The organism is Lentzea sp. NPDC051213, assembly GCF_044455585.1.
GTDB lineage: Bacteria > Actinomycetota > Actinomycetes > Mycobacteriales > Pseudonocardiaceae > Lentzea.
On record NZ_JBITEX010000009.1, the window covers coordinates 61,387 to 88,077 of the forward strand.

Genomic DNA, 26,691 nt, shown 5'->3' on the forward strand with positions numbered 1-26,691 from the left:
ACTTCGCAACCACCGTGCGGTGATGGCGTCTTACTGGTGTCTCAACGAACAGCGAGCCTGGGGGCTTGAAATGAAGAACTCGATCAAGATCGCTTTTGTCGCCGCAATTGCCGCCGTAGGAATGGCCGCGTGCACTTCCGCGCCGAATTCGGAGAATAACGCCGCACCCACCTCTTCCACGCCGACGTCGGCGTCGAGCCAGATCCCGCCGCCTTCCGTCGTCACCGAGGTCGTGACCCAGACCGTCACGAACCCGCCGAAGCCGCAGGCCGTGGCCAAGAAGGTCGACAACCGCCCTGGTTACGGCGCTCTGAAGCTCGGCATGACGTTGGACGAGGCCAGGGCCACCGGGATGATCGGTGACCTTGGCGACTACCAGTCCGGATGCGCGTCGAACGGCGTGGTCGCGATCTCGAAGAAGCACGGCGTGGAAAGGATCACGCTGCCGCGCGACGCGAAGACGTCGGCCGGAATCGGTGTCGGCGCGACCTACGCCGATGTGAAGCGGGCGTACCCGAATGCGAGTGAGTTCAACAAGGGGTACAGCGCGAGGATCACGGGTGCCGCGGTCGAGTTCCAGAGCAAGATCAACGCCTACATGCCGTACAAGGATTCCGACACGGTCGACCGGATCAAGCTTCTTGCTCTTGATGTCGATTGTTCGTTCGCCTTGCTGTAAATCGTAAGAATCAAATCTGCAGACCCTGACTGCGCCGCAGACCCCGACCAACGCGCCCGAACCACCGGGCGCGCCGTCGGCCGAGCCGGTGATCGACTCGTTCGGCTACGGCGACCTCAAGCTGGGCATGACGCTCCAGCAGGCACTGGACGCGAACCACATCGGCCCGGCGCTGCAGACCGGCAAGCCCGCCGACCTCTGCACGCTGCACGACATCGTCGGCACCAGCCAGAAGGCGTGGGTCTCCAAGACGAAGCCGAGGGCAACCCGGCGGCCGAGTTCCTGTTCGTCGGTCTCGACGGCAACATCACGACGGCGGTTGTGGCCCTTCGGGGCCAGGAATGCCACTACTAGTCAAGAAACTTCCTGGGGGAAGAACATGAACCGCTCGATCATCCTCATCGCCGTCACCGCCGCTCTCGGTCTGGCCGCGTGCACGTCCACGCCCACGCCCGCGCCGGACAACAACGCCACGTCCAGCACCACCACGCCGTCGACCTCGGTGGTCACTCAGGTCGTGACCCAGACCGTGACCAACCCGCCCGCAGCACCGCCCAAGCCGGTGATCGACTCGTTCGGTTACGGCCCGCTGAAGCTCGGCATGGCCCGGCAGCAGGCGCTCGACGCCAAGCTGATCGGCCCTGCCCTCGAAGGCGGCAAGCCGGCCGACACCTGCACGCTCCACGAGATCACCGGCACCAGCGCAAAAGCGTGGGTGTCCGCGACCCAGGGCGTGGCGAGCATCGCCTTCACTCCGGACATGACGTCCGACGGAGTTGGCGCGGGTGTGACCGAGGAGAAGCTCAAGGCCGAGTACACCAACCTGAAGCCGGCCGTTCAGCGGCAGTCCTTCTCAGCCCCTGCCGACAACAACCCGGCCGCGAAGTTCTTCTTCAGCGTGGACCAGGGCAAGGTCATGTCGGCGTACCTGAGCCGCAACAACCAGGACTGCCACAACTAGTTGAAAAAATCTTGGAACACGATGTCGAGAAGCAGGGAACGGCTCCGTCCCCGTGGTGAAAGCGGCCAAGATGGGGTCGCGACAAGCACCAGAGGGAGACACCAGCGATGGCCAAGTACCTGCTGCTCAAGCACTACCGCGGCGCCCCTGCACCGGTGAACGACGTGATGATGGACCAGTGGACGCCGGGCGAGATCTCCGCGCACATCCAGTACATGAACGACTTCGCCGACAAGCTGAAGGAGACCGGCGAGTTCGTCGACGGCCAGGCGCTCGCTCCCGAAGGGACGTGGGTCCGGTACGACGGCGAGGGCAAGCCGCCGGTCACCGATGGCCCGTTCGCGGAGACGAAGGACCTGATCGCCGGCTGGATGGTGATCGACGTCGACAGCTACGAGCGGGCGCTGGAGCTGGCCGGGGAGCTGTCGGCGGCGCCGGGTGCGGGCGGCAAGCCGATTCACGAGTGGCTCGAGCTCCGTCCGTTCTACGGCAACCCGCCGACGATCTCGGAGTGACGTGGACGAGGCACTGCTCAGGAGTCTGACTCCCAGCGTGCTGGGGATCCTCGTCCGCCGCGGAGCAGATTTCGCGGCGGCCGAGGACGCCGTCCAGGACGCGCTGCTCGAGGCTGTCCGCGTGTGGGCGGACGATCCGCCGCGGGATCCGAAGGGCTGGCTGGTCACGGCTGCCTGGCGCAAGTTCCTCGACGCGACACGAGCGGAAACGGCGCGGCGCAGGCGTGAGGATCGCATCGACGCCGAGCCGGAGCCGGGGCCGGTGTCCGGGACCGATGACACGCTCCAGCTCTACTTCCTGTGTGCGCACCCGTCGCTGACGCCGTCATCGGCGGTCGCGCTCACCCTCAGGGCCGTCGGCGGGCTGACCACGCGTCAGATCGCCGAGGCCTACCTGGTGCCGGAAGCGACCATGGCGCAACGCATCAGCCGGGCCAAGCGCACGGTCGGCGACGTGCGGTTCGACCAGCCCGGCGACGTCGCCACCGTGCTGCGCGTGCTCTACCTGGTCTTCAACGAGGGCTACTCGGGTGACGTCGACCTCGCCGCGGAGGCGATCCGGCTCACCCGGCAGCTCGCGGCCGCGATCGACCACCCCGAGGTGGCCGGGCTGCTCGCCCTGATGCTGCTGCACCACGCCCGCCGCGCCAGCCGGATCGCGCCGGACGGCGGCCTGGTGCCGCTGGCCGCGCAGGACCGCGGCCGGTGGGACACGACGTTGATCACCGAAGGTGTCCAGATCCTCCAGACGGCGCTGTCCCGTGATCGGCTGGGCGAGTTCCAGGCCCAGGCCGCCATCGCGGCGCTGCACGCCGACGCACCCACCGCCGAGGAGACCGACTGGGTGCAGATCGTCGAGTGGTACGACGAGCTCGCGGCGCTCACGCCCAGCCCGGTCGTGCGGCTCAACCGCGCGGTGGCCGTGGGGGAGGCGGACGGACCGCGGGCCGGGCTGAAAGCTCTCGCGGAGCTGGACGACTCACTGCCCCGCTACGCGGCTGTCGCGGCATACCTCCACGAGCGCGATGGCGACCGGGAAACAGCGGCACGGTTGTACGCCGAAGCAGCACAGAAAGCGTCGAACCTCGCCGAGCGCAATTACCTCACCCGTCAGTCCGCCCGGCTCAACAGCCGGGAAAGCTGAAAGAGCCCGCCTCCCCGAAACGGGTGAGGCGGGCTCTGCGATCAGGCACTCAATCGTGCGAAGAAAGAATTACACAGTGCCACCGGCGGCCGTCGGCGCACCGGAGTCGCCACCGCCGTCGCCCACGCTCTCGCGGGTCAGGAACGTCTCCACGTAGAACATGTTGCCGTCCGCGCGGTCCATGATGGTCAGCAGCGTCTTCATCGAGGAGACCTCCTCGACCTGCTCCTTCAGGAACCACTGCAGGAACTGCTCGCCGATGTAGTCGCCCTCCTCGCGGGCGGCCTTGGCGAGCGCCACGATCTGGTCGGTGACCTGCTGCTCCTGGCGCAGGGCCAGGTCGACGAGGTCACGCGGGGCCTTGAAGTCGTTGATCGGGCTCACGGTGCCGGGAATGACGACCGGGATGTCGTTGTCCATGAGGAACTGCACGATCATCATGGCGTGGTTGCGCTCTTCGAGAGCCTGCTTGTAGAAGTGCGACGCGAGACGCGGCAGGTCCTCGTTGTCGAACCACACAGCGAGCGCGATGTACTGCTGCGAAGCGGAGAACTCGTTGCCGACCTGGGTCTGCAGGAGGTCGTGGAACTTCGACTTCTTGAGGGCAATCTTCTTCACGTTCGAGGCCATGCGGAGTACGGTAGCCGATTATCAACAGGCGCGCATTCCAGGAAAAGCTAACCTTTGTTTGGAAAGGCAATCCAAACAAAGGTTAGGCGTTCCTAACGATCACACCAATGGTGCGCGGTCGATCGGGCACGACATGCAGCGCGGGCCGCCACGGCCGGAACCCAGTTCGGAACCGGCGATCCGCAGCACCTCGATGCCTGCCGCTTCCAGTCGCTCGTTCGTCTCGACGTTGCGCTCGTACGCCACGACGAGACCGGGGCCGACCGCCAGCGTGTTGTTGCCGTCGTCCCACTGCTCGCGCTCGGCGGTGACCGCGTCGAGGCCCGTGTCGATCACGCGCAGGCGCTCGATGCCCATCGCCTCGGCCGCCGCCTCCAGGAACGGCACCGGGCCGTCCACGCGCACGCTGCCGTTGCCGTCCAGGCGCATCGGGAACGCGGACAGACTGTCGCTGATCGCCGGGTACATCACCACGGCGTCGCGGTCGACCATCGTGCAGACGGTGTCGAGGTGCATCGTGGCGCGTTCCTGCGCGATCGGCACCGCCAGCACCGTGTGCGCGAGGCCGTCCGCGAGCGCGGAGCGGGCGAACGACTCGGCGCCCGCCGGGGTCGTGCGCTCGCCGACACCGATGGCGATCACGCCCGGCGCCAGCAGCAGCACGTCGCCGCCCTCCAGCGGTGCAGAGTGGGCGCCGTACGCGCGACCCGTGCGGCGGAACCGCGGATGGTAGGCGTAGATCAGGTCCGTGAGGGTCGTCTCGCGGTCGCGGGCGGGCAGCGCCAGCGACGTGATCGCCACGCGGTCGCCGACCCACACCGACGAGTCGCGGGTGAAGAGCAGGTTCGGCAGCGGGTCGACGGCGAAGTCGATCGGGAGGTGCATCTTGCGCACCAGCGACGCGCCCTCGGCGGCGGGCATCTCCTCGAACGTCATGCCGGTCATCAGCACCTGCGCGAGCTGCGGCGCGGCCAGCGACGTGAGGTGGCTGCGCAGCGCGTCGGCCAGGTCGATGCCGAGACGGCGCTCGTTGACCGCGCTGTGGATGCCGGCGATGCGGGCCCGGTTGTCCTCCAGCGCCTGCACCAGCACGTCGGCCAGCAGCAGGACCTCGACGCCCTTGGAGGTCAGCACCGCGGCGAACGCGTCGTGCTCCTCCTGGGCCCTGCCGACCCACGGCACACCGTCGAACAGCAGCTGGTCGTTGTTGCGCGGGGTGAGCCTCTTGAGCTCGTTGCCCGGCCGGTGCAGCAGCACCGTGCGCAGCGGGCCGACCTCGCTGTCCACGCGGGGCGCGGCGTCCGGAAGTGCTTCGGTCTCAGCGATCGTGTGCGCAGTCACCGAACGAGCGTAACCCTGAACAGCACAAATCGCCGCTGCTGGGCCCAGATTCGCAACGAATGGTGCGGAATATCAGAGTCTACGGTCGAATCATTACGGCAACCAGCTGACTTTGCCTCGCAACGTTGTGTATCCGATGAATGCGACGACATCGAGGATCGTGTGGGCGATCACCAGCGGCCACAACCGCTTGGTGCGTTGCCAGTAGAACCCGAAGACCAGGCCCATGACCAGGTTGCCGACGAACCCGCCGAAGCCCTGGTAGAGGTGGTACGAGCCGCGCAGAACCGCCGCGGCGAGCAGTGCCGTGTACTGCCGCCAGCCGAGCTGGTTCAGCCGGGTGATCAGGTACCCGACGACGAGCACCTCCTCCGCCCACGCGTTGCCGGCGGCGGCGAGGATCAGCGCGACGCTCATCCACCACGCGTTGTCCAAAGTGGACGGCTGCACTGCCAGGTTCAGCCCGAGCGCCCACGCGGCGAAGTAGAACGCGAGCCCCGGGATGCCGATGATCGCCGCGAGCCCGAGGGCCCCGAGGGAGTCAGCGAGCTTGCGCGTGGCGTCGAGCCCGATCACCCGCAGCTTGATTCCGGTGCGCCACAACAGGTACAGGCCGATGCCACCCCACGCCGCGAGCTGCAGCACGCCCAGCAGCTGCGCGACCAGGTCCAGCAGGTCGGCGCGCGCCTGCGGGACGTTGATCGCGACCGACTGCTGGTTCAGCGGGGTCGGCTGCAGCAGGCTGTCGATCAGCCGCACGAGGCTGCGCAGCCCGGACAGCCCGAGCGTCATGCTGAAGACGATCAGCAGTTCGAGCTGGTAACCGCGCTTCTCGTCCTCAGCAATCAAGGTCACCCGCGCGAGGCTACCTCTGGGAGAGGAACGGGCAGCCCATCAGGCGCTGAAGCTCCGCGGCGAGTTCCGTCGGTGTGCTCACCGGCTTGGAGAACGCGATCCGCACGTCGTGGTCGTCGCACTCCGCCTCGATCCGCAGCCGCAGCCCGAACCGGTCGAGCCCGAGCGGCCGCACGTGGCCGTTCTGCAGCTCCTCCGGCAGGTGCCGCGCGAGCTGGCTGACGACGTCGCTGTGCGCCACCTCCAGGTGCCGCAGCCAGTGGTCCTCGTTGCGGCAGAACGGGTCCGGCGTCGCGCTCGCGAACTGCTCCGGCCGGAGCGACGACGTGCCCTCGGCGTCCGCGATCACCATCGACGCGGGTGTGAGCCTCAGCACGCTGGCACCGTGTCCCGCGTCCAGCAGCCGGTGGTCCGGCCGCACGTCGGCGACCGCGAGGATCTCCTCACGCGCCTCGTCGCCGTCCAGCGCGGTCACCCAGCCGGTGAGCCACAACAGGCCACGGACGGGCTCGCGCAACGGCACCGGTGCCTGGTCGGCGATCTCCAGCATCGCGGTCACCTCGGACCGCGGGGTCTGCCACAGCTGCGCGACCAGCGGGTGCTCGTCGGCGAGCAGCAAGATCGTCGAGCCGCACGGGTGCACGTGGTGGAACAACGGGCTGGTGCGGGATCCTGCTTGAGGAAGCAGTGCGGCGTGACCACCGCGAGCCGCGATGGTGCGTGCGCGCTCGGCGGCATGCGGCGCCGGTGGGCGCTTGGTCTGGGTGTCGCTCACCACTCCACCTCCTTCAAGGTTAGGTAAGCCTAACTTAGCTTTGCTCATCATGGGAAGCGTCACCTGTACGGTGGACTGGTGGTCGTGCCGAACAAGCCGTCCACCGAGGTGACGGCGCTCGATGACCGGTGGACCCGGCACTGTGTCGACCGGGCGAGTCGTCGTGCCCTGATGTGGACCGTTCTCGCCGGAGCAGCCTTCCTCCTGCAGTTCGTGCTGGTACTTGTGTGGTCGTGGTCGTCACCGCTGGCGTTGCTGCTGCTGTTCTTCGCGGCGGTCGTGCTGTGGGTGGTGACACGCCGCCGCCCGGTGCGTTTACCGGAGGGCGAACCGTGGCATTTCGCCCATGTGCAATGGGAAGGAGGGCGTCTGGTCGTGCTGGGATCACAGCCTTTGTTGTTGGCCGTGCACGTCGGTCCTTTCCTGCGCGGGCGGATCGCGCGGCACCGGCGTGTGTGGTTCGTGCCGCCGGATCCGGCGGGGAACACTGTCGTGACGTTCCGCGGAGTGCCTGAGCTGATCAGGGCGCGCGTGTGTCGATGATCCTGGAGAACTGGACCGACACCTGCCTCGCGCGGGCGGACCGGCGCGCGGTGGGGCACATGCTCTTCGCTCTCGCCGCGCTCGCCGTCGTGCTGATCATCGGCTGGCTGTGGCTCATCGTGCTGTCCGTGCCGGTGGTGCTGGAGCTGGCCGCGCCGGGGCTGCGGCACTTCCTCCAGCGGCGCGGGACCAGGAAGCTGATCGAGCGCTTCCCGTGGCGGCCCGTGTCGGTGAGTTTCGTGGCTGGGCGGCGCATCGGGCGCCAGGCCTACCTGCGCGTCGAGGGTTCGGAGAAGAACCTGAGGCTGCCCGAGATGCCCGAACGAGCTCGCATACTGGTCCGGCACACCGGACGGGTGTGGGTGGCCGGCCCGGACGAACGCGGCCGCCTTGTGGCGATGACCCGCGGCCTTGCGTTCATGGTGCGCGGACGGGTCATTGAGCGCTAACGACCCGTTGCGATGCCCTCGGACTCCGCCCACTGCGTGAGGTCGTCCTTGCGCAACGCTGCCGCCAGCAGTTCGGGGAACTTGTCCGGCGTGCAGGCGAACGCCGGTGCGCCGAGCGCGGAAAGCTTCGCCGCGAGCTCGTGGTCGTAGGCCGGGGTGCCGCTGTCGCTCAGCGCAAGCAGGTTGACGACCGTGACGCCGCTCGCGACCAGTTCGCGCACCCGGCGTTGCAGCTCGGCCTCCGAACCGCCCTCGTACAGGTCGCTGATGATCACGATGACCGTGTCGACCGGCCGGCGGACCTGGGTCTGCGCGTAGGCGACCGCGCGGTTGATGTCCGTGCCGCCGCCGAGCTGGGCGCTGAAGAGCAGCTCGACCGGGTCGCTCAGCTGATCGGTCAGGTCCGCTACCTCGGTGTCGAACACGACGAGCCGCGTCGAGACCGAGCGGATGCTCGCCAGCGCCGACCCGAGCACGGCGGCGTGCACCAGCGAGTCGGCCATCGAGCCGGACTGGTCGACCAGCAGGATCACGTCCCGCATCGCGGCGGTCCGGCTGCGCCTGCGGTGGCCGATCAGGTCCTCGACGATGACGGTCTTGTGCTGTGGCTGGTAGTTCTTCAGGTTCGCCTTGATCGTGGTCGCCCAGTCGACGTCCTGCAGCTGCGGCCGGCGGGTGCGCCTGGACCTGTCGACGGCGCCGCGCACCGCCTCGACGAGCCGGTCCTGCAGCCGCTTCTCGATGTCCTCGACCACCTTGCGCACCACGGCTTTCGCGGTGTCGCGGGTGCGGGCGGGGATGGCGCGGGAGAGCTGCAGAAGTGTGCTGACGAGGTTCACGTCCGGCTCGACGGACTGCAGCAGCTCGGGTTCGAGGAGGAGCTGCCGGAGACCGAGCTTCTCGACCGCGTCCCGTTGCATCACCTGCACGACGGACGTGGGAAAGTACTTGCGGACGTCACCGAGCCACCGGTGCAGCTGGGGCGAGCTCGCGCCGAGACCGGCACCTCGATCGCCACCGCCGCCGTAGAGACCCGTGAGCGCGTTGTCGCGCCGTTGGTCGTCATCGCCCAGCTGCGACACGTCTTCCGCGCTGGGCCCGAGGAGCAACCGCCAGCGCCTGAGGCGTTCCTCGGTCACTTCAGCGCCGCCGCCACCAGTTCGGCCGCACGCACGACGTGCGGGCCGACGATGTCCGCGTCGAGCTTCTCCAGCGCGACAACGCCCACGGACGCCCTCAGGCCCGGGACGCCCCGGACCGGAGCCGCCACGCCGTACGCGTTCGGCTGGAGCTCACCGGTGGAGATGGCCCAGCCGTCTGTGGGCTGCGAGATCGCCTTGCCGGCGGCCCCGCGGTGCACCGGGTGGCGGGAACCCACCCGGTAGGCCACGTGGAACGCCGTCCACGACGGTTCGACGACGGCGACCGCCTGGGCCTCCGTGCCGTCCGCGACGGTCAGGTGCGCGGTGGCGCCGACCTTCTCCGCGAGCTCTCGCAGCGCCGGGTTGGCCGCCATCCGCAGCTGCGGCAGGACGTTCGACGCGAGCCTGAGCACGCCGAGGCCGAGCCGGACCTTGGAACCCTCCCGGCGCACGAGGCCGCGCGCCTGCAGAGGAACCAGGAGCCGGTAGACGGCGGCTCTCGACGCGCCGATGGCCGTCGCGAGCTCCGAGATGGACGGTGCCTCCGACTCCGCCTCAGCGACAGCCTGAAGGAGCGCCAGACCCCGTTCCAGGGTCAGCGAACTCTCCTTCGTCGCTCCGACCATCACGCACTCCGAACTGTGCCCACCACTTCGGCGAGACCGACCACCGAGCCGCCCTCACCGGGCGCCGTCGCGGTCAGCCTGACCGTGTCCCCGTCCTCCAGGAACGACCTCGTGGAACCGTCGTCGAGTTTGAAAGGCTCCTTGCCGCCCCAGCTCAGCTCGAGGAACGAGCCCCGCTCGTCCTTCTCCGGTCCCGAGACCGTGCCGGAGGCGAACAGATCACCTGGGCGAACCGTAGCCCCGTTCACGGTCATGTGGGCGAGTTGTTGAACAAACGACCACGACATCTCGCGGAACGGGGGCCGCGCCACGATGGTGTCGTTCAGCTCGACCGTGATGGTGATGTCCAGGCCCCACGGCTGATCGCAGGTCAGGTAGTCGTGCAGCTTGTTCGGCAGCGGCGGCGTCGGGACGCGTGCAACTGAGAACGCCTCGAGCGGGGTGATCCAGGCGCCGATCGACGTGGCGAACGACTTGGCCAGGAACGGGCCGAGCGGCTGGTACTCCCAGGCCTGGATGTCGCGCGCCGACCAGTCGTTGACCAGCGCGACGCCGAAGACGTGCTCGGCGGCGCGGCTGGTGCTCACGTTGGCCGCCTGGGGACCACCGCAGACGAACCCGACCTCGGCCTCGATGTCGAGGCGCTCGGAGGGGCCGAACTTGGGGCCTTCACTGCTCCGGCGCTGGCCGTTCGGGCGGACGATCTCCGTGCCCGAGACGTACACCGTGCCCGCGCGGCCGTGGTAGCCGATCGGGAGGTGCGTCCAGTTCGGCGTGAGCGCGTCACCGTCGGGGCGGAACATCTTGCCGACGTTCTCCGCGTGGTGCCGGCTCGAGTAGAAGTCCACGTAGTCGCCGACGGTGAACGGCAGCTTCGCGGTCTCGATGCTCGTCAGTTCGGCGCCGCGCGGTGCGCTCGGCGCCGTGACGATCTCCTTGAGCTTGGCGCGCAGAGCACTCCAGACCGGACGGCCGGCCTTCAGCAGCGGGTCCAGCGAGTCGCCTTGGACGAGCTCGCTGCACTTGCCCAGGGCGAGGCTCTTGAGGAGCAACGCCTGGTCGCCGACGCGGACGGCCACGCCCCCGTCGACGACGCCGTAGGGGAGGGTCTGCGGTCCGAACGGCTGGTCTTCGGTGAAGTTCGGGTCGCTGATCCAGCTCACAGCAGTCCAAGCCCCTCGAGGTCGGCGACAGGTTCGGCGAGCGAGCACGAGCCGTAGCTCGCGAAGACGCCGCGGACGGCGTGCGCGGCCTGGTCGCTGAGCGCCTTGGCCTCGGCGGTGAGCGCCTCGGCGTCCGTGCTCGCCAGCGCCTCGCGGACGTCACGGCCGCTGAGGCTCCTGGCCGTGGCGACGAGGAGGTTCAGGAAGCCGTGGTGCGTGAAGTTCTGCTCGTCGGTGTAGCGGACGGCCCTGTGCAGGCCCGCGGTCGCCTTGAACGCGACGCCGCCACCGCTGACGACGGACAGGAAGTCCGCGACCTCGTCGACGCTGGGGAAGTTCTCCTGACTCAAGCCGCCGCAGCGGAGCTTGGGCCAGCTGCCGTGTTCGATGACCCGGCGGACGCCGTCGAGCCATTCGGCCCCGCCGCGGCGGGGTTCCACGACGCGGATGACGTCCTCGGGGACGAACTCCGACACGCGCTCCAGCCACACCTCGTCCACATCGGACGGTGCGGGCATCTCGACCATGCGCAGAGCGAGAAGTTCGCTTCTGCTTTCGACGATGGACACGGCCTTCGGCACGCCGCCGAGGCCGGTGTCGATCACAAGACTCAGTGCTATCGGTTTCGGTGGCTTGACCTTGATCAGCTCGGTGATGAGCTCGGCGAGACGGGACGCCGGGCACAGGAAGAGGCCCATGACGCCGGACCACTCGCCGACCCGTCCGTCCAGGTGGCCACGCACCGCGTCGGGCATCGACGCGTTCCCCGGAGGGAAGAGCGCGGCATCGTCCACAAGCCTCGCGAGCAGGGGCGGAGTACCGCGCGGACCGGGCGCACGGAGTTCGACAGCGCTTGACACGGCTGACACGCTAGCCGTGTACCGCCAACTGAACAAAGATGTCCGATAGTCGAACGCCCGGAGAGACGTCATGGCCCACTACCGCCAGGTCGGGGAGATCCCCCGAAAGCGCCACACCCAGTTCCGCAAACCGGACGGTGGGCTCTACGCGGAAGAGCTGATGGGGGTCGAGGGGTTCTCGGCTGATTCGGCCCTCCTCTACCACCGCTACCTGCCCACGGCGATCGTGAACGCGGAGACGGTGAAGGACGAGCGCGGATCGGTCGCGCCGAACCTCCCGTTGAAGCCCCGCCACTTCAAGACCACCGACCTGACCTGGGCTTCTGACGAGGTCGACGCGGTGACCGGTCGCCGCCGGTTGTTCGGGAACCCGGACGTGACCATTGGTTTTGTGGTCGCTTCCGTGCCTTCTCCCTTGTACCGCAACGCTTTCGGTGACGAGCTGCTGTACGTGCAGGGCGGTTCGGGTGTCATCGAGACGATCTACGGCGCGCTTTCGGTCGGTGATGGCGACTACGTGGTGATCCCGACCTCGTGCACGTACCGGGTGGTGCCTTCGTCGCCGATGTCGCTGCTCGTGCTGGAGGCAACCGGGCACATCGGGCCGCCCAAGCGGTACTTGTCTTCGAAGGGTCAGTTCCTGGAGCACTCGCCGTACTGCGAGCGCGACATCCGCGGTCCTTCCTCGCCGCTCTTGGTGGAGGGCACGGACGTCGACGTGCTCGTGCGGCACCGTGCGGGACTGACGCGCTTCACGTACGCCAACCACCCGTTCGACGTCGTCGGCTGGGACGGCCACCTCTACCCGTGGGCGTTCAACATCCGTGACTTCGAACCGATCACCGGCCGCGTGCACCAGCCACCGCCCGTGCACCAGACGTTCGAGGGCCCGAACTTCGTCGTGTGCTCGTTCTGCCCGCGCAAGGTCGACTACCACCCGCTGGCCGTGCCGGTGCCGTACAACCACGCGAACGTCGACTCGGACGAGCTGATGTTCTACGTGGGCGGCAACTACGAGGCGCGCAAGGGCTCCGGCATCGGCATCGGCTCGATGTCGCTGCACCCCTCAGGCTGCACGCACGGCCCGCAGCCGGGCGCCGTAGAAGCCTCGCTGGGCGTGGACTACTTCGACGAGACCGCGGTCATGGTCGACACCTTCCGCCCGCTGGAACTGGGCGAGGCCGCGGAGGCCTGTGAAGACCCGGCATATGCGTGGACGTGGGCCCGTCGCGGTCCGGCCTGATTTTCTGTCGGGGGTCCTCGCTAGTTTGGTTCCGTGAGGACACGAGCCGTTCCGATGCGCTGGCAGGGCCTGGGCAAGGCCCTGCCGGTGCTGTGGGGCCTCTACACGGGTTCCGGCTCCGTGCCGTACCGAGTGTGCGTCGACCTGGCCGCGGGTTCGGCGAAGTGCACGTGCCCCTCGCGCAGGTTCCCCTGCAAACACGCCGTGAGCCTGCAGGAGCTGGACCTCCCGGACGCGTTACCGCCGGACTGGGTGGAGGAGTGGACCTCCCGCCGAGCCGCCCGTGAACTGGACACCTCACCCGAAGCCGTAGCCCGCCGAGCCCGCGCAAGGGAAAAAACGGCGTCAAACCGCGCCGCCGCGATGTCCTCCGGCATAGACGGCCTGCGCGACTGGCTCCTGGACGTAGCCTCCGCCGGCGTGGCCTCACTACCGGGCCGCCCAGCCTCGTGGTGGCAGGCGTTCATCGCCCGCATGATCGACGCCCAGGTCCCCGGCGTGGCCGCGGCCGTAGCCGAGATCCAGGAGATCGTGGCCCGCTCAGGTCCACGCTGGACCTCCGACGTGGCCGACCGCCTAGGCGGCCTGCACCTGCTCTGCTTCGTACAACCCCGCTCCCGCCTGGGCGTGACCGTGCCGGAGGAGACCGTCCGGGCCACGCCAGGAGTCTCCGACCGCTGGGTGGCGCTCCTACGCCTGGAAACCGACGACGGCCGCGTCCGCACCGTCCGCCAGTGGTGCTGGGGCCGCCAGACGGGCAGCTGGGTGGTAGCAATCCGCCACTCCGCCGTGGGCGCCCCCGTCCCGCTGCTACCCCACGGCCTGGAGTCCTCGGCCATCGTGCACCCCTACCCCGGCTCCGACCGCGTAGCCCTAGGCGAGCTAGCCGGCTCCCGCGCGCCAGACCCGGTGCCGGCCCCACCGTCGTGGCGCGCGTCGCTCGCCACCCTGGAGCCGATGCTGACGGCCGACCCGTGGCAGCGCCTGTTCCCCCTCGGCTGCGGCTCGGTCCGGTTGTGCGGCGGGTCCCTGGTGGATGCTTTCGGGCACGGGCTGCCGGTTCGCGACGACGGCGGCCTGGACCTGGCCCTGGCGCTGACGGGCGGCGTTGCGTTCGACGCCTGGGGTCTGTGGGACGGGCACGCGCTGCGGCTGGGCGCGGTTGTTGTGGACGGCGTGCTGGAGGTGGTGGCGTGACTGCACGACGCCACCTCGAGTCCGCACCTTCCGCGCGCTTCCTCGATATGCGAGATACCCGAGGCAGCGAATCAGGGCACTTTGCGCGCCTTCTTCACCCCATTGGGCGACCTGCGCCTTGCCTCGCCTCGTCGGCCGTGGCGGCGCCAGCCGGTCCTGCTGGGCCTCGCCTTGGCTTCTCGGCCATGGCGTCGGCCGATCTCGCTGAGCCTCGCCCCGCGTCCTCGGCCGTGGCGGTGCCCGTCGACCCCGCTGAATCTCGCCCCGCCTCGGTGGTTGCGGTGCCAACCGACTTCGCTGAGCCTGGCCCCGTGTTCTCGGCCGGTGCGGCGCCGGCCGGCCCTGCTGAACCTCGCCCCGCCTCGGCCGTTGCGGTGCCAGGCGGGCCCGCTGAACCTCGCCCCGCCTCCCCGACCGTAGCGGCACCAGCCGACCCTGCGGGGGTGAACTCGTGAAGGCCGAGTGGTCCCAAACCGTCCAAGCCCTCCTCATCGGCACAACCCGAGGCGGCGGCTCCCCGGCCGACCTGCTCGCCGACTGCGCCGCCCTGGGCGTGGCCGCGTTCGGCGCCACCCTCCCGCCCGAGGTAGCCGAAGATCCGCTCCCCGAGGCCCCGCCAGACCCCGCATCGCGCCCGCGCCCAGCCGCCAAAGCGGTCCTGGAAGCGATCATGAGCGTCGACGACGAGGTCCTGCTGACCGAGTGGTGTGCCCTCGCCAAGGCGAACAACGTCGTCGCCGAACACCGCATGCTGCCCGCCCTGCTGGCCCTCGGCACCGCCCGCCCAGGCCTGCGCGCCGCCGTGGTCGAGGTCCTCGGCACCCGCGGCCGCTGGCTCGCCAACACCCGCCCGGGCTGGTCCTGGGCGTCGGGCACCGCCCCGCTGGTCGACGAGGTGCCGCTGGCCGAGGTCCTCGACCTCCCCAGCGCCCAACGAGTCCGCGCGCTGCGCCGCAAACGCAGGTCCGAACCCTCGGCAGTAGGCGCCTTCATCGCCGCGGAGTTCGAAGCCTCCCGCCGCTCGGCCGACCGCCAGGTCCTGATCAGCGCCCTGGAAACCGCCCTGGGCCCAGCCGACGAAGCCCTCCTCGAGTCGGCCCTGGACGACCGAGCCGCCGCCGTCCACGACGAGGCCCTTCGCCTGCTCCGCAAACTCCCGACGTCAGCCCTGGCAACCCGAGCGGCCGCCCGCCTGGACGAAGGCCTCCGCCGAACCTCCGACGGATTCGACGTCCGGACCGACGGCCCCTGGACCGCCCAGCCCGACCTGGCCGAGCTGCGTGACCTCATGCGCGACGGCACCGAGAAGGGCGTGGCCGGCCGCATCCGGGCAGCAGCTGCCAGCGTCCCGCTCTCGTACTGGACCACCCGCCTGCAGACCGACGACGCGGGTGCCGCCGCCGTCCTGCGCCGCGGCCCGTGGGCCGGCGCACTCCTGCGAGGCATCGCCGACCAGTTGGCCGCGGCGACCGACCCTCGGCCCTGGGCGGTGGCTGCCGCCGAAACCCTGACCGGCATGGAACAGCTGGAGATGCTGGCCGCCCTACCCTCCTCAGTGGCCGAGCAGGCGGTGGTCGCCGTCTCCGTGAACTGGCACTACGACCTCCTGGATCACGCCTGCGCCCAGCTCCCGGCCCCGTGGTCTGCCGAGACGACGCGAGCCCTTCTGCACCGCTACGCCGCCCTTCCGGACCCGCGCTGGCGTGCCGGTCGCCCGCCGGCCGTGTTGCTGGCCCGGGGCAACGCCGATCTGCTTGGCGCCAGTTGGGAGGCCCTCACCCGGCGCTGGCCCGAGAACTCGCTCGAGCTGGAGGTTCTGCGGCTGCGGATCCGGCTGCGCGAGTCCTTCGCGGCGCCGGGGAGCGCGGCCGAGCCAGGCCAGGCTTCCGCGCCGATCGGCTCCACCCAAGCCTCTGCGCCGCCAGACTCCACCGACCCGACCCAAGCCTCCCCATCCGATCCCCAGTGACCCCATCCCAGAGCCACCCCAAACCGAACTCCCGGCCCGCCCCGCCCCGCGTTCCACATATATGCGGGACGACCGAGCAACCGATTCAGGACAATGTTCACCCAACAGGGCGACAACAACGAACGCCCGCCCCAGGAGGCCCAGTGACCGCCGTGCTCAGGCCGACGGCCGAACAGCAGTACGCCGACGAGCTGGCAGCCATCGCGGCCCAGGACGACCGGCAGCGGCCGCCCAGCTGGCGGATGTCGCCGCAGGCCGTCGTCACGTACGTGCTGGGCGGCACGCTCCCGGACGGCACGGTGATCAGTCCGAAGTACGTCGGTTCCCGCCGGCTGGTCGAGGTCGCCGTCGGCACGCTTGTCACCGACCGCGCGCTCTTGCTCGTCGGGGTGCCTGGCACGGCGAAGTCGTGGCTGTCCGAGCACCTCGCGGCCGCGATCAGCGGGGACTCGACGCTCGTGGTTCAGGGCACCGCGGGCACCAGTGAGGACCAGGTCCGGTACGGCTGGAACTACGCCCGCCTCATCGCGGAAGGGCCCAGCGAGAACGCGCTCGTGCCCAGTCCCGTCCTCAAGGGCATGCAGAGCGGGGCCGTGGTCCGGGTGGAAGAGCTGACCCGCATGCCGTCCGAGGTGCAGGACTCGTTCATCACCATCCTGAGCGAGAAGGCGCTGCCGGTCCCGGAGCTCAACATGCAGATCCAGGCCGTGCCCGGCTTCACGGTCATCGCCACGGCCAACGACCGCGACCGCGGCGTGAACCAGATGTCGTCGGCGCTTGCGCGGCGGTTCAACACCGTTGTGCTGCCGCCGCCCGCGACTGAGGACGCCGAGGTCGAGATCGTCGTGACCCGCGCGCAGCAACTCGGCAAGGCGCTTCAGCTGCCCGCCGAGCCGCCGGCGTTGGACGAGGTGCGGCGGGTGGTGCGGATCTTCCGGGAGTTGCGCAACGGGTCCACTGTGGATGGTCGGACGCAGCTGAAGAAGCCCAGTGGCAGCCTGTCCACCGCTGAGGCGATCTCGGTCATCGCGAACGGCATGGCGCTCGCCGGGCACTTCGGCGACGGGACGCTCGGTGCGGACGAGCTTGCCAGCGGGCTGATCGGGTCCATCATCAAGGATCGCGTGTCGGACGCGACCGTGTGGCAGGAGTACCTGGAGACCGTGTTGAAGGAGCGCGCCGAGTGGCGTGACCTCTACCGGGCCTGCCTGGACGCCAGCGGTGAGTGAGCCGATCCTCCTCGGCATCCGGCACCACGGCCCCGGCTCGGCCCGGATGGTCAAGCGGGCCCTCGAACAGACGCGGCCCGCACTGATCCTCATCGAGGGGCCGCCGGAGGCCGACGCGCTCCTTCAGCACGTCCACGCGCTCACGCCGCCGGTCGCGATCCTGCTGCACGACGAGGCGGCGCCCGAGGATGCCGCTTTCTGGCCGTTCGCGGAGTTCTCCCCGGAGTGGCAGGCGCTCAAGTACGCCAGCGAGAACGAAATCACCGCCCGTTTCTTCGACCTGCCCGCCGCCGCGTCGATCGGCGACGACAGTCCGAGCGGCCACGTCGACCCCATCAGCCTGCTCGCCGAGGCCGCGGGCTTCGACGATCCGGAACGCTGGTGGGAAGACGTCGTCGAGCACAGCACTACCGACCCGCTCGATCTCGCGGACGCCATCGCCGAGGCCATGGTCGCGGTCCGGCACGAGTTCGAGGACGAGGTGGGTGAACGCACGCTGAGGCGAGAAGCGTTCATGCGCCAGACGATTCGCAAGGCGCGCAAGGAGACTGACGGGCCGATCGTCGTTGTCTGCGGTGCCTGGCACGTGCCGGCGCTGCTCACCAAACCGACGGTCGCCGCGGACACCGCGTTGCTGAAAGGCTTGCGGCGCCGCAGGATCTCCGGCACCTGGGTCCCGTGGAGTCACGGCCAGCTCGCCGCCGAGTCGGGCTACGGCGCCGGTGTCGACTCCCCGGGCTGGTACGCGCACCTGTGGCAACACCAGAAGGACGTGGTGCCGCGCTGGTTCGCCAAGGCCGCCGCCGTCCTGCGGGAGGAAGACCTCCCGGCCTCGACCGCGAGTGCGGTGGAAGCCGTCCGGCTCGCGGAAACCCTTGCCGCACTGAGGGAACGTCCGAGTGCCGGCCTCAGCGAGGTGAACGAAGCCGCGCTCGCGGTGCTCTGCGGCGGTGACGAGGTTCCGCTGCGGCTCGTGCACCGCAAGCTCGTGGTCGGCGAACGGCTGGGCGAGGTCGGCGAAGCCGTGCCGCGCTCGCCGCTGGCCGCGGATCTCCAGCGCCTGCAACGCAAACTCCGCCTGCCCGCCGACGTCACGCCCAAGCAGCTCAAGCTCGACCTCCGCAAGGACACCGACCGCGAACGCTCGAAGCTCCTGCAACGGCTGGAAGTCCTCGGCGTGCCGTGGGGCAAGCCGGACCGCTCGAACTCGCTCGGCACCTTCGCCGAGGTCTGGCAGCTTCGCTGGGACCCGATCTTCGCGGTGTCCGTGGCGGTCGCCGCTCGTCACGGCACCACCGTCCACACGGCGGCCGAGAACGTGCTGACCCAGGCCGCCAAGGACGCGACGCGCGTGGCCGACGCCGCCGCGACCCTGAGCAAAGCCGTCGGCTGTGAACTGCAAGCCGCCGTCACGAATGCCCGCGACTCCCTAGATCGCTGCGCGGCACTCGCCACCGACGCCCTCGAACTGCTGGCCGCCCTCCCGGACCTCGCCCGCACCGTCCGCTACGGCTCGGTCCGCGGCACCGACCCCGAACTGCTGCGCGTCGCCCTGCACGGCCTGCTGACCCGCGGCGCGGTGGGCCTCCCGCTCGCCTGCCGCAACCTCGACGACGAGACCGCCGAACGTGCGCTCGCCACCGTCGACGGTGCCCACGAAGCCACTCGCCTGGCGGCCGACGACGACCACCAGAAGACCTGGTGGCGGGCGCTGCACGCGTTGGTCAAGGCAGACGCCCACGGCCTGCCGACCGGCCGGGCCACCCGCCTGCTGTGGGAGGCGGGCGAGGTGACCAGCGACGACGTGGCCGCCCGGCTGCACCGCAGCGTCGCCACCGCCTTCGTGGCCGGTTTCCTCAGGGGCTCGGCGACCCTGCTGGCCGCGGACCCCCGCCTCTTCGGCCTGATCGACGAATGGCTGACGGACCTGCGCGGCGTGGCCTTCGACGACGCCCTGCCGCTGCTTCGCCGTGCCATCACCGACTTCACGCCCGCCGAGCGGCGCCTGCTCGGCGAACGCGTCGTCGCCGGCTCAACCCCTCAGCCGGCCTCCAACGACGACGAGTGGGACCTGGAGATCGCGGCACGCCTGGCCGCGCACGTCCGCACCCTCCTGACCTAGAGCGACCACGGCGGCGTGATCGTCTGACCGTCCGCCAGCGTGCCCTTGATCCCCACCGACGTGGCCACGACGACGCGCGCGGGTCCGCCGGTCAGCGACAGCTCGGTGTTCGCCGGCACCACGATCGCGTCACCCGGCCCCGCCGTCTGGCCCTGGATCGTCACCGACCCGGACAGCACGTAGAACACCTCCTCCTTCGACGCGGAGTGCGGCGTCCCGTCACCTCCCTCCGGCACGTCCACCGTCCACAGCGCGATCTCGGAACTACCGCGCGACGGCACGGCCAGCGATCTGAACTCGAACCCGCCGAACGAGTGCGATGCGGCGGAATCCCCCATAACCAGCAAGACAACCTCCAAAGTGGTCAACCAAGTTGTCTAACCCTAGAATAAGGTCAACCAGGTTGTCTACGGGGGGTTGTGAATGGAACCGGTGACGATGCTCCTGGCCATGTCGTACCGGGCCATCGGGGACCAGTTCCACGACCGGCTGCGCCAGATCGGCCTGGAGCCGCTGCGGCCAGCACACGGCTACGTCTTCCGGTTCCTCAAGGAGAAGCGCGCGACCACCGTCGACATCGGGCAGCACCTCGGCGTCACCAAGCAGGCCGCAGCCAAGATCGTCGCGGAGCTCGACGACTGGGGTTACGTCATCAGGGAGCCGCATCCCACGGACAAGCGCGCCCAATACGTCACGCTGACCACGAAGGGCCGCCAGTACCTCAAGCTCGCGGACAACCTGTGGTCGGACCTGGAGAACGAGATGGCCGAGGCGATCGGGCCCGGCACCCTCGAGACCATCAAGCAGGGCCTCACCGCGTATCTGCAGCACGTCCACGGTGAGGACCAGCCGGGCCTGCGCCCGGTCTGGTAGCGATCAGAAGACCTGCCACAGCGCCACCACGCCGAACCCGGCGAAGAGCACGCCGGCCACCCGCTGGATCCAGTGCGTCGGCAACCGCCCGGCCAGCTTGCGCCCGACCAGCACCGCCAGCCCGGCCACGGTGACCAGCGCCAACCAGGCGCCGAGACCCACCGCCAGCGGCGTCCCGTAGCGGGCCGTGATCCCGGCCGTCGCCAGCTGGGAGGCATCGCCCCACTCGGCCGCGAACAGCACACCGAACGACGTCAGCGCGGCCCGCCAGAACGGCACCTCGGAACGGGCTCCTGCCTCGTCGGCCGGCGAAGCATCGCGCGAGAACCCCTCACGCAGGAGCAGGAACGCACCCACGGCGAAGAGCACGGCGACCACAAGCGACACCACCCGGTCGGGCAGCAGGGTCAGCGCCGAGCCGAACGCGGCGGCGACCACGCTTTGCACGGCGAAGGCCAGGACCACGCCCGTGAACACCGGCCAGGCGCGGTAGCGCGTGGTCAGCACCAGGGTCGCGACCATGGTCTTGTCCGGGAGCTCGACGAGGAACACCACCGCGAACGCGGTGATGAACGCGAGCAAAGAAGTGGCCAAGAGGTCCTCCACGTCCGATACGAAACCCGGACGGAGGCGCAACGGACCCCGACCGGGTGTGCGGCAACCCGGCCGGAGGTCTCGTTCGCCCGTACAAGACGGGTGTGGGACCGGATCCACTCGAAGGCGGATCAGTATGTCGATCTCCACGCCACCGGTCGGAAACCCCGGTGGGAACTACTCCCCTCTGGCACCCGGCATCTTACCGAACGAGCGTCACCCGAAGGGCGTGACTTCGCGCACGGGACCTTGGTCCCGAGCCTGGAGGGGACCGTCGTACCTGATGGGACCCATGATCCACACCTACGCTCGGAAACGTGGACGTACTCGAACTCGCGCGGTGGCAGTTCGGCATCACCACCGTCTACCACTTCCTGATGGTGCCGCTGACGATCGGCCTTTCCCTGCTGGTCGCGGGGATGCAGACCGCGTGGGTGCGCACGGGCGACGAGCGCTACTACAAGATGACGAAGTTCTGGGGGAAGCTCCTCCTGATCAACTTCGCCATGGGTGTCGTGACGGGCATCGTGCAGGAGTTCCAGTTCGGCATGGCCTGGAGCGCCTACTCGCGGTTCGTCGGTGACGTGTTCGGCGCGCCGCTCGCGATGGAGGGGATCGTCGCCTTCTTCGTCGAGTCGACGTTCCTCGGCCTGTGGATCTTCGGCTGGGACAAGCTGCCGAAGAAGGTCCACCTGGCCTGCGCCTGGGCGTTCAGTCTCGCCACGATGGCCAGCGCGTACTTCATCCTCGCCGCCAACTCGTGGATGCAGCACCCGGTCGGCATCGAGCTGCACGAAGGCCGGCCGCGCCTCACCTCGATCTGGGCCGTGCTGACCAACAACACGACGCTCGCGGCCTTCCCGCACACCATCGCCGGCGCGTTCGCGGTGTCCGGCGCGTTCCTCGTGGGCATCGCCGCCTGGCACCTGTACAAGAAGTCCGACGAGGACAGGGTCTGGCGCAGCTCGCTCAAGCTCGGCACCTGGGTCGGCGTGGTGGCGTTCACCGCGCTCGCGATCACCGGTGACCTGCAGGGCAAGCTGATGTTCGAGCAGCAGCCGATGAAGATGGCCGCCGCGGAAGCGTTGTGCCACACCGAACAGCCCGCGAGCTTCAGCATCTTCGCGGTCGGCGACGTCACCAGGCCCGACTGCGAGAACGTCAAGAGCATCACGGTGCCCGCACTGCTGAGCTTCTTGGCGCACAACGACTTCACCAGCGAGGTCAAGGGCATCCAGGACCTCGTCCCGCTGTACCAGGAGAAATACGGCGAGTTCTACCCGGTCGACGAACGGCTGGGTGAGCTCAGCGGCAAGCCGATCGACTACGTGCCCGCGCTTCCCGTGACGTACTGGGGCTTCCGGTTGATGATCGGGTTCGGCGGCATCGCGGCCGGTCTGGGTGTCTTCATGCTCTGGTTGACCCGCAAGAACCGGACGCCCACCGGATGGTGGTTCCCGGCTCTCGGCCTCGCCGGCATCGCGACGCCCTTCCTGGCCAACAGCGCGGGCTGGATCTTCACCGAGATGGGCAGGCAGCCGTTCGTGGTCGTGCCGAATCCGTCCGGTGTGGACGGTGTGTGGATGTTCACCGCCCAGGCGGTCTCGAACAGCACGCCCGGCGAGATCCTGACCTCGCTCATCGCGCTGACCACCGTCTACAGCGTGCTCGCGGTCGTGGAGTTCTACCTGATCCGCAAGTACGTCAGAGGCGGAGTCGCGGGCGCACTCCCGCCGAAGTCCGAAGACGGCTCGCTGGCGTTCGCGTACTAGGGGAGAGGCGACGTGGAAACGCTCTGGTTCGTACTGATCGCCCTGCTGTGGCTGGGCTACCTGTTCCTCGAAGGATTCGACTTCGGCGTCGGCATGCTGCTGCCCGTCCTCGGGCGCGACAACGCGGAACGCCGAGTAATGATCAACACCATCGGGCCGGTCTGGGACGGCAACGAGGTGTGGCTCATCGTCGCGATCGGTGCCACGTTCGCGGCGTTCCCCGGCTGGTATGCGGCGCTGCTGAGCGCCGCGTACCTGCCACTAACGTTGTTCCTCATCGCCCTGATCGGGCGCGGCGTCGCGTTCGACTACCGCGGCAAGGTCGACAACCCGCGCTGGCGCAAGGCGTGGGACGCCACCATCGTCGTGGGTTCGTGGACCGCGACCCTCTGCGTCGGCCTGCTGATCTCGACGACGGTGCTGGGCCTGCCGATCGACGCGAACGGTGACCGGGTGGGCTCGGCCTTCGCGGCGATCCGGCTCGACACGGTCGTCGGCGCGCTGGCCTTCGCCGGCTACGCGCTGGTCCACGGCGCCGTGTTCACCGCGCTCAAGACCGAGGGCGAGATCAGCGAACGGGCCCGCCGCGTCGCACTCACGCTGGCGCCGGTGGCACTGCTCCCGCTCGTCGCCCTGCTGGCGATCGTCGCCGGCCTGTGGGCGGGCGTGGTCGTGCTGATCCTCGCCGCCGCGATGTGGCGGCTGCTCGCGAACCGCGACGGTCAGTCGTTCGCGTTGATGGGGCTCGCGATCGCGGCCAGCGTCGCGATCCTGTTCGGCTCGCTCTACCCGAACGTCCTGCCGTCGACGCTGAACGACGCCTGGTCGCTCACGGTCGCGAACAGCGCCTCGAGCCCGTACACGCTGCAGGTGATCACCTGGGTCGCCGGGTTCGGCACGCCCGCGGTGCTCGTCTACCAGGGCTGGACCTACTGGGTGTTCCGCAAGCGCATCGGCGTGCGGCACATCCCAGTGCATTGAGAACGGTGCACTGAGATGAAGCGAGGCCCGCTGGGGGCACTTCCCCAGCTCTCGAAGAACGCCAGGCGCGCCCTCACGGGGGTGGGCGCCCTGGCGTTCCTCAACGCCCTGGCGCTCGTCGCCCAGGCCGTCGCGCTGGCGTCGGTGATCACGACCCGCGAAGGCCTGCCCCTGCTCGCCGTGGCGATCCTGGCGCGCGCAGGTCTTTCGTGGGCAACGGAAAGCGCCGCCGCCCGTGCCGCCGCCGGCGCCAAGGAAGAGCTGCGGACCCAGCTGCTGGCCAGGTCGTTCGAACGCGGTCCCGGCTGGATCGCCGATCGCGGCACGGCCGAGCTGTCCGTGCTCGCGACCAAGGGCCTCGACGCGCTCGACGCCTACTTCACCCGCTACCTGCCCGCGCTGGTCACGGCCGTGATCGTGCCGCCGCTGGTCGGCGCGTGGATCCTCTTCACGGACTGGCCGTCGGCGGTCCTGATCGCGGTCACCGTCCCGCTGATCCCGGTCTTCGCCGCGCTGATCGGCTGGTACACCGAGAAACGCGTGCAGAAGGCCGCGGACGTCACCGAGCTCCTGTCGGCCCAGCTCCTCGAACTCCTGCGCGCCCTCCCGGTCCTGACGGTCTTCGGCCGCGCCAAGCAGCAGGCCACGGCCGTCCGCCAGATCGGCGAGCAGCACCGCAAGGCCACGATGGGCACGCTCAAGATCGCGTTCCTGAGCGCTCTGGTCCTGGAAATCGCGGCCAGCCTTTCCGTAGCCCTGATCGCCGTGGGCGTGGGCGTCCGGCTCGTGCACGGCGACATGACGCTGATGACCGCGCTGGTCGTCCTGATCCTGGCGCCCGAGTGCTATCTGCCGCTGCGGGCGGCCGGTGCGGCTCACCACGCCAGTGAGGACGGCCTGGAAGCGGTTCGCCGCGTCGCCGAGGTCGTTTGCCATGAGGGTGACCTTCATGGACCTCAGGTCCATGAAGGTCACCCTCATGGACCACTCGTCCGGGTGGAGAACCTGCGGATGTTGCGGCGCGGGGGGTTTGCACCGGACGGGGTCAGCTTTGAGGTTCGGCCGGGGGAGATTTATCGACTTGAAGGCGCGAGCGGTGCGGGTAAGTCGACCACGTTCCAGGTGCTTCTCGGCTTCCTGGAGCCCACGGACGGCACCGCGTTCGTCGCCGGCGACATCGCTTATGTGCCACAGAAGCCCGCGTTCGCCGCCGCCACACCTCGCGCCGAGCTGGAGCTGACGATTCCTGGCGCGGACGACATCGAGCAGGTCGCGCACGAGGTCGTGGCCGCGCATCTGCTCGACCGGCAGATCACCGACCTGTCGACCGGTGAGCGGCAACGGGTCGCAGTCGCGCGCGCCCTGCTGAGGGTTCGCCACGGCGCGACGGTGCTGCTGCTCGACGAACCGACCGCCCACCTCGACCCGGTGACAAGTCGCAAAGTCGACAAAGCGATCAAGAGAGCAAGCGCCACGGCGGCCGTCGTCCTCGCCTCGCACCGCGAGAAGGAGGCGACCGACGACGAGACGTTCGCGAAGGTCGTCACCGACGAGCCATCCCATGAAAGCCCGAAACGGCTGCCGATCCCGTGGAAGGGCGCCGGGTTGGGCGTCCTGGCGACGGTCGCCGGCATCGCGTTGACCGCGCTGGCGTCGTACCTGATCGCCCGGGCCGCCGAGATGCCGCCGATCCTGACGCTGTCGGTGCTGGTCGTGGGCGTGCGGACGTTCGCGCTGAGCAAGGGCGTGCTCCGGTACGTCGAGCGGCTGGTCACGCACCACGAGGCGTTCAAGCTCGCCACCAGCCTGCGCGCCGAGCTGTGGCTGCGACTCGTCCGGACGCAACGACGCGATGGACTGCAACGGCTCGTCGAGGACACCGACACCGTCCGCGATCTGGTGCCACGCGTGCTGGTGCCGCCGGTCGTGGCCATCGGAGCGGGTATCGCGACCACGATCCTGTTCGCGTTCATCGACCCGGCTGCCGCGCTCACGCTCGGCGGCCTGCTCCTCGCGGCAGGTCTCGCGGCGCCGGCCGTCGCCGTCTGGACCGAGCGAAGGGCCAGCACGACGCTCGCGAGGGGCCGTCGCAAGGTCGCCCGCGACACGATCAACGCATTCTCCGCCGCACCGGATCTCATCGCGCACGACGCCCACCACCGCCTGCTGGCGCAGCTCCTCGCCGAAGACGCCGACCTCGCGGGGGAGACCCGCAAGCAAGCGTTTGGCACGGGTGCCGCCACGGCGATCGTCCTGCTCGCGACCGGTGCGGCGGCCCTCGTCTGCGCCACGACCGGCAACCCGGTGCTCGGCCTGGTCCCGCTCGCACTCGCTGAACCACTGGCCGCCCTGCCTCTCGCCGCCCAGCAGCGCAAGGCACTCCAGGAAGCCAGCGCGCGGCTCCAGTTCGACGCACCGGAACGCCCGGAGCAGCCGAAGGGCAAGCGGATCCGGCTGGAGAACGTCGACGTCCGGTGGCCAGGCGCGACCGAGCCGACGCTCAAGGACCTCCACCTCAACATCGAGCCCGGCATGCACGTCGCGATCGTCGGACCGTCGGGCAGCGGCAAGTCGACGCTCTTCGCGCTGCTCCTGGGTTTCCTCCAGCCGGAGCGCGGGATCGTCGAGCTGCCGCGCGCCACCTGGTGCCCGCAGGAGCCGATGCTCGTCAGCACGACGGTCCGCGAGAACCTCCGGATGTCGGGCCAGCACGACGACGACCAGCTGCGTGAGGCACTGGAAACCGCGTGCCTGCCGGAGTGGACCGACCGGCTCGACACGGTGATCAGGCCAGACCAGGTGTCGGGCGGTGAGGCGCAACGGCTGGCGCTCGCGAGGGCGTTGCTGCACGACGCCGACGTGGTCCTGCTCGACGAGCCCACCGCGCACCTGGACGAACCGACCGCGCAACGGCTGTTGACGCACCTCAGGCGCGACAAGCGGACCATCCTGCACATCACCCACCGGCCCGACGAGGCCGCGAGGGCGGACCTCGTGCTGGACCTCGGCACGCCCGCATACCGTTGAG

The 26,691-nt window shown here is 69.4% G+C and carries 25 protein-coding genes; 15 read left to right on the forward strand and 10 right to left on the reverse strand.

The features are described 5' to 3' along the window. The first annotated feature begins 70 nt into the window (after nt 1-70). From ACIA8G_RS34470 to ACIA8G_RS34485, 4 genes are all read left to right on the forward strand, one after another. Nucleotides 71-679 (forward strand): hypothetical protein, encoded by a 609-nt coding sequence (locus ACIA8G_RS34470; protein ID WP_396422919.1) that lies wholly within the window; start codon nt 71-73, stop codon nt 677-679. Between the two features lie 88 nt (nt 680-767). Next, the gene (locus ACIA8G_RS34475) at nt 768-1,640 is read left to right on the forward strand and encodes a hypothetical protein (protein ID WP_396422920.1); all 873 of its coding nucleotides are present in this window, start codon (nt 768-770) and stop codon (nt 1,638-1,640) included. A 107-nt stretch (nt 1,641-1,747) separates the two neighbouring features. After that, on the forward strand, nt 1,748-2,155 hold the full coding sequence (locus ACIA8G_RS34480; protein ID WP_396422921.1) for a YciI family protein: 408 nt from the start codon (nt 1,748-1,750) through the stop codon (nt 2,153-2,155). A 1-nt stretch (nt 2,156) separates the two neighbouring features. Continuing rightward, entirely contained in the window at nt 2,157-3,299 is a 1,143-nt protein-coding gene (locus ACIA8G_RS34485) for an RNA polymerase sigma factor (RefSeq protein ID WP_396422922.1), read from the forward strand. A gap of 69 nt (nt 3,300-3,368) precedes the next feature. On the opposite strand, the gene ACIA8G_RS34490 is transcribed toward ACIA8G_RS34485, so the two are convergent. The 4 genes from ACIA8G_RS34490 to ACIA8G_RS34505 form a co-directional block, all read right to left on the reverse strand. Then, nucleotides 3,369-3,929 (reverse strand): ferritin, encoded by a 561-nt coding sequence (locus ACIA8G_RS34490; RefSeq protein WP_396422923.1) that lies wholly within the window; start codon nt 3,927-3,929, stop codon nt 3,369-3,371. Nucleotides 3,930-4,028: 99 nt separating this feature from the next. Next, on the reverse strand, nt 4,029-5,216 hold the full coding sequence (locus tag ACIA8G_RS34495) for an arginine deiminase (protein WP_396423283.1): 1,188 nt from the start codon (nt 5,214-5,216) through the stop codon (nt 4,029-4,031). 147 nt (nt 5,217-5,363) lie between these two features. Further along, on the reverse strand, nt 5,364-6,062 hold the full coding sequence (locus tag ACIA8G_RS34500) for a CPBP family intramembrane glutamic endopeptidase (protein WP_396423284.1): 699 nt from the start codon (nt 6,060-6,062) through the stop codon (nt 5,364-5,366). Nucleotides 6,063-6,135: 73 nt separating this feature from the next. Continuing rightward, a complete protein-coding gene (locus ACIA8G_RS34505) occupies nt 6,136-6,900 on the reverse strand; it encodes a DUF2470 domain-containing protein (protein ID WP_396422924.1) in 765 nt (254 codons plus the stop codon). 78 nt (nt 6,901-6,978) lie between these two features. Between ACIA8G_RS34505 and ACIA8G_RS34510 the strand changes: the two genes are divergently transcribed. Then, nucleotides 6,979-7,443, forward strand: a complete 465-nt coding sequence (locus ACIA8G_RS34510) for a hypothetical protein (RefSeq protein ID WP_396422925.1) — start codon at nt 6,979-6,981, stop codon at nt 7,441-7,443. Next, entirely contained in the window at nt 7,434-7,892 is a 459-nt protein-coding gene (locus ACIA8G_RS34515; protein ID WP_396422926.1) for a hypothetical protein, read from the forward strand. Before ACIA8G_RS34510 ends, ACIA8G_RS34515 begins: the two co-directional genes overlap by 10 nt. Here the strand turns inward: ACIA8G_RS34515 and ACIA8G_RS34520 are convergent. From ACIA8G_RS34520 to ACIA8G_RS34535, 4 genes are read right to left on the reverse strand one after another with little or no spacing between them, the layout of a single operon-like run. Next, nucleotides 7,889-9,031 carry a VWA domain-containing protein gene (locus ACIA8G_RS34520; RefSeq protein ID WP_396422927.1) on the reverse strand — a complete coding sequence of 381 codons (1,143 nt, stop codon included), beginning with the start codon at nt 9,029-9,031 and terminating at the stop codon, nt 7,889-7,891. The two genes, ACIA8G_RS34515 and ACIA8G_RS34520, sit on opposite strands and share 4 nt — an antisense overlap. After that, nucleotides 9,028-9,660 carry an IclR family transcriptional regulator gene (locus ACIA8G_RS34525; RefSeq protein ID WP_396422928.1) on the reverse strand — a complete coding sequence of 211 codons (633 nt, stop codon included), beginning with the start codon at nt 9,658-9,660 and terminating at the stop codon, nt 9,028-9,030. The genes ACIA8G_RS34520 and ACIA8G_RS34525 overlap by 4 nt, the downstream gene beginning before the upstream one ends. Continuing rightward, the gene (locus ACIA8G_RS34530; protein ID WP_396422929.1) at nt 9,660-10,823 is read right to left on the reverse strand and encodes a fumarylacetoacetate hydrolase family protein; all 1,164 of its coding nucleotides are present in this window, start codon (nt 10,821-10,823) and stop codon (nt 9,660-9,662) included. The genes ACIA8G_RS34525 and ACIA8G_RS34530 overlap by 1 nt, the downstream gene beginning before the upstream one ends. Beyond that, on the reverse strand, nt 10,820-11,683 hold the full coding sequence (locus ACIA8G_RS34535) for a hypothetical protein (protein ID WP_396422930.1): 864 nt from the start codon (nt 11,681-11,683) through the stop codon (nt 10,820-10,822). The genes ACIA8G_RS34530 and ACIA8G_RS34535 overlap by 4 nt, the downstream gene beginning before the upstream one ends. A 70-nt stretch (nt 11,684-11,753) precedes the next feature. On the opposite strand from ACIA8G_RS34535, the gene ACIA8G_RS34540 reads away from it, so the two are divergent. The 5 genes from ACIA8G_RS34540 to ACIA8G_RS34560 all read left to right on the forward strand — a co-directional run bounded on the left by ACIA8G_RS34540 (nt 11,754) and on the right by ACIA8G_RS34560 (nt 19,443). Beyond that, the gene (locus tag ACIA8G_RS34540; RefSeq protein ID WP_396422931.1) at nt 11,754-12,926 is read left to right on the forward strand and encodes a homogentisate 1,2-dioxygenase; all 1,173 of its coding nucleotides are present in this window, start codon (nt 11,754-11,756) and stop codon (nt 12,924-12,926) included. A gap of 33 nt (nt 12,927-12,959) precedes the next feature. Beyond that, nucleotides 12,960-14,123, forward strand: coding sequence for an SWIM zinc finger family protein (locus ACIA8G_RS34545; RefSeq protein ID WP_396422932.1), 1,164 nt, complete (start codon nt 12,960-12,962; stop codon nt 14,121-14,123). Between the two features lie 451 nt (nt 14,124-14,574). After that, entirely contained in the window at nt 14,575-16,092 is a 1,518-nt protein-coding gene (locus ACIA8G_RS34550; RefSeq protein ID WP_396422933.1) for a DUF5691 domain-containing protein, read from the forward strand. Nucleotides 16,093-16,235: 143 nt separating this feature from the next. Next, nucleotides 16,236-17,321: an AAA family ATPase gene (locus ACIA8G_RS34555; RefSeq protein WP_396422934.1), complete on the forward strand. Its 1,086-nt coding sequence runs from the start codon at nt 16,236-16,238 to the stop codon at nt 17,319-17,321. Continuing rightward, nucleotides 17,314-19,443 carry a DUF5682 family protein gene (locus ACIA8G_RS34560; RefSeq protein ID WP_396422935.1) on the forward strand — a complete coding sequence of 710 codons (2,130 nt, stop codon included), beginning with the start codon at nt 17,314-17,316 and terminating at the stop codon, nt 19,441-19,443. The genes ACIA8G_RS34555 and ACIA8G_RS34560 overlap by 8 nt, the downstream gene beginning before the upstream one ends. On the opposite strand, the gene ACIA8G_RS34565 is transcribed toward ACIA8G_RS34560, so the two are convergent. Then, nucleotides 19,440-19,781 (reverse strand): cupin domain-containing protein, encoded by a 342-nt coding sequence (locus ACIA8G_RS34565; protein WP_396422936.1) that lies wholly within the window; start codon nt 19,779-19,781, stop codon nt 19,440-19,442. The two genes, ACIA8G_RS34560 and ACIA8G_RS34565, sit on opposite strands and share 4 nt — an antisense overlap. An 85-nt stretch (nt 19,782-19,866) precedes the next feature. Between ACIA8G_RS34565 and ACIA8G_RS34570 the strand changes: the two genes are divergently transcribed. Continuing rightward, nucleotides 19,867-20,316 carry a MarR family winged helix-turn-helix transcriptional regulator gene (locus tag ACIA8G_RS34570; RefSeq protein ID WP_396422937.1) on the forward strand — a complete coding sequence of 150 codons (450 nt, stop codon included), beginning with the start codon at nt 19,867-19,869 and terminating at the stop codon, nt 20,314-20,316. A 3-nt stretch (nt 20,317-20,319) separates the two neighbouring features. Here ACIA8G_RS34570 and ACIA8G_RS34575 read toward each other — a convergent pair whose 3' ends face one another. Beyond that, nucleotides 20,320-20,898, reverse strand: a complete 579-nt coding sequence (locus ACIA8G_RS34575) for a TMEM165/GDT1 family protein (protein ID WP_396423285.1) — start codon at nt 20,896-20,898, stop codon at nt 20,320-20,322. 329 nt (nt 20,899-21,227) lie between these two features. Between ACIA8G_RS34575 and ACIA8G_RS34580 the strand changes: the two genes are divergently transcribed. From ACIA8G_RS34580 to cydD, 3 genes are read left to right on the forward strand one after another with little or no spacing between them, the layout of a single operon-like run. Next, on the forward strand, nt 21,228-22,682 hold the full coding sequence (locus tag ACIA8G_RS34580) for a cytochrome ubiquinol oxidase subunit I (RefSeq protein ID WP_396422938.1): 1,455 nt from the start codon (nt 21,228-21,230) through the stop codon (nt 22,680-22,682). Between the two features lie 12 nt (nt 22,683-22,694). Further along, nucleotides 22,695-23,663 carry a cytochrome d ubiquinol oxidase subunit II gene (cydB, locus tag ACIA8G_RS34585; protein ID WP_396422939.1) on the forward strand — a complete coding sequence of 323 codons (969 nt, stop codon included), beginning with the start codon at nt 22,695-22,697 and terminating at the stop codon, nt 23,661-23,663. Nucleotides 23,664-23,678: 15 nt separating this feature from the next. Further along, nucleotides 23,679-26,690: a thiol reductant ABC exporter subunit CydD gene (gene cydD / locus ACIA8G_RS34590; protein WP_396422940.1), complete on the forward strand. Its 3,012-nt coding sequence runs from the start codon at nt 23,679-23,681 to the stop codon at nt 26,688-26,690. Nucleotide 26,691 lies beyond the last annotated feature (1 nt).

Bases quoted from the DNA above. Each gene is read 5' to 3' on its own strand.
- ACIA8G_RS34470 (WP_396422919.1), top strand. From the start codon at position 71: ATGAAGAACTCGATCAAGATCGCTTTTGTCGCCGCAATTGCCGCCGTA.
- ACIA8G_RS34480 (WP_396422921.1), top strand. From the start codon at position 1,748: ATGGCCAAGTACCTGCTGCTCAAGCACTACCGCGGCGCCCCTGCACCG.
- ACIA8G_RS34490 (WP_396422923.1), bottom strand. From the start codon at position 3,929: ATGGCCTCGAACGTGAAGAAGATTGCCCTCAAGAAGTCGAAGTTCCAC.
- ACIA8G_RS34500 (WP_396423284.1), bottom strand. From the start codon at position 6,062: ATGACGCTCGGGCTGTCCGGGCTGCGCAGCCTCGTGCGGCTGATCGAC.
- ACIA8G_RS34525 (WP_396422928.1), bottom strand. From the start codon at position 9,660: ATGGTCGGAGCGACGAAGGAGAGTTCGCTGACCCTGGAACGGGGTCTG.
- ACIA8G_RS34540 (WP_396422931.1), top strand. From the start codon at position 11,754: ATGGCCCACTACCGCCAGGTCGGGGAGATCCCCCGAAAGCGCCACACC.
- ACIA8G_RS34565 (WP_396422936.1), bottom strand. From the start codon at position 19,781: ATGGGGGATTCCGCCGCATCGCACTCGTTCGGCGGGTTCGAGTTCAGA.
- ACIA8G_RS34570 (WP_396422937.1), top strand. From the start codon at position 19,867: ATGGAACCGGTGACGATGCTCCTGGCCATGTCGTACCGGGCCATCGGG.
- cydD (WP_396422940.1), top strand. From the start codon at position 23,679: ATGAAGCGAGGCCCGCTGGGGGCACTTCCCCAGCTCTCGAAGAACGCC.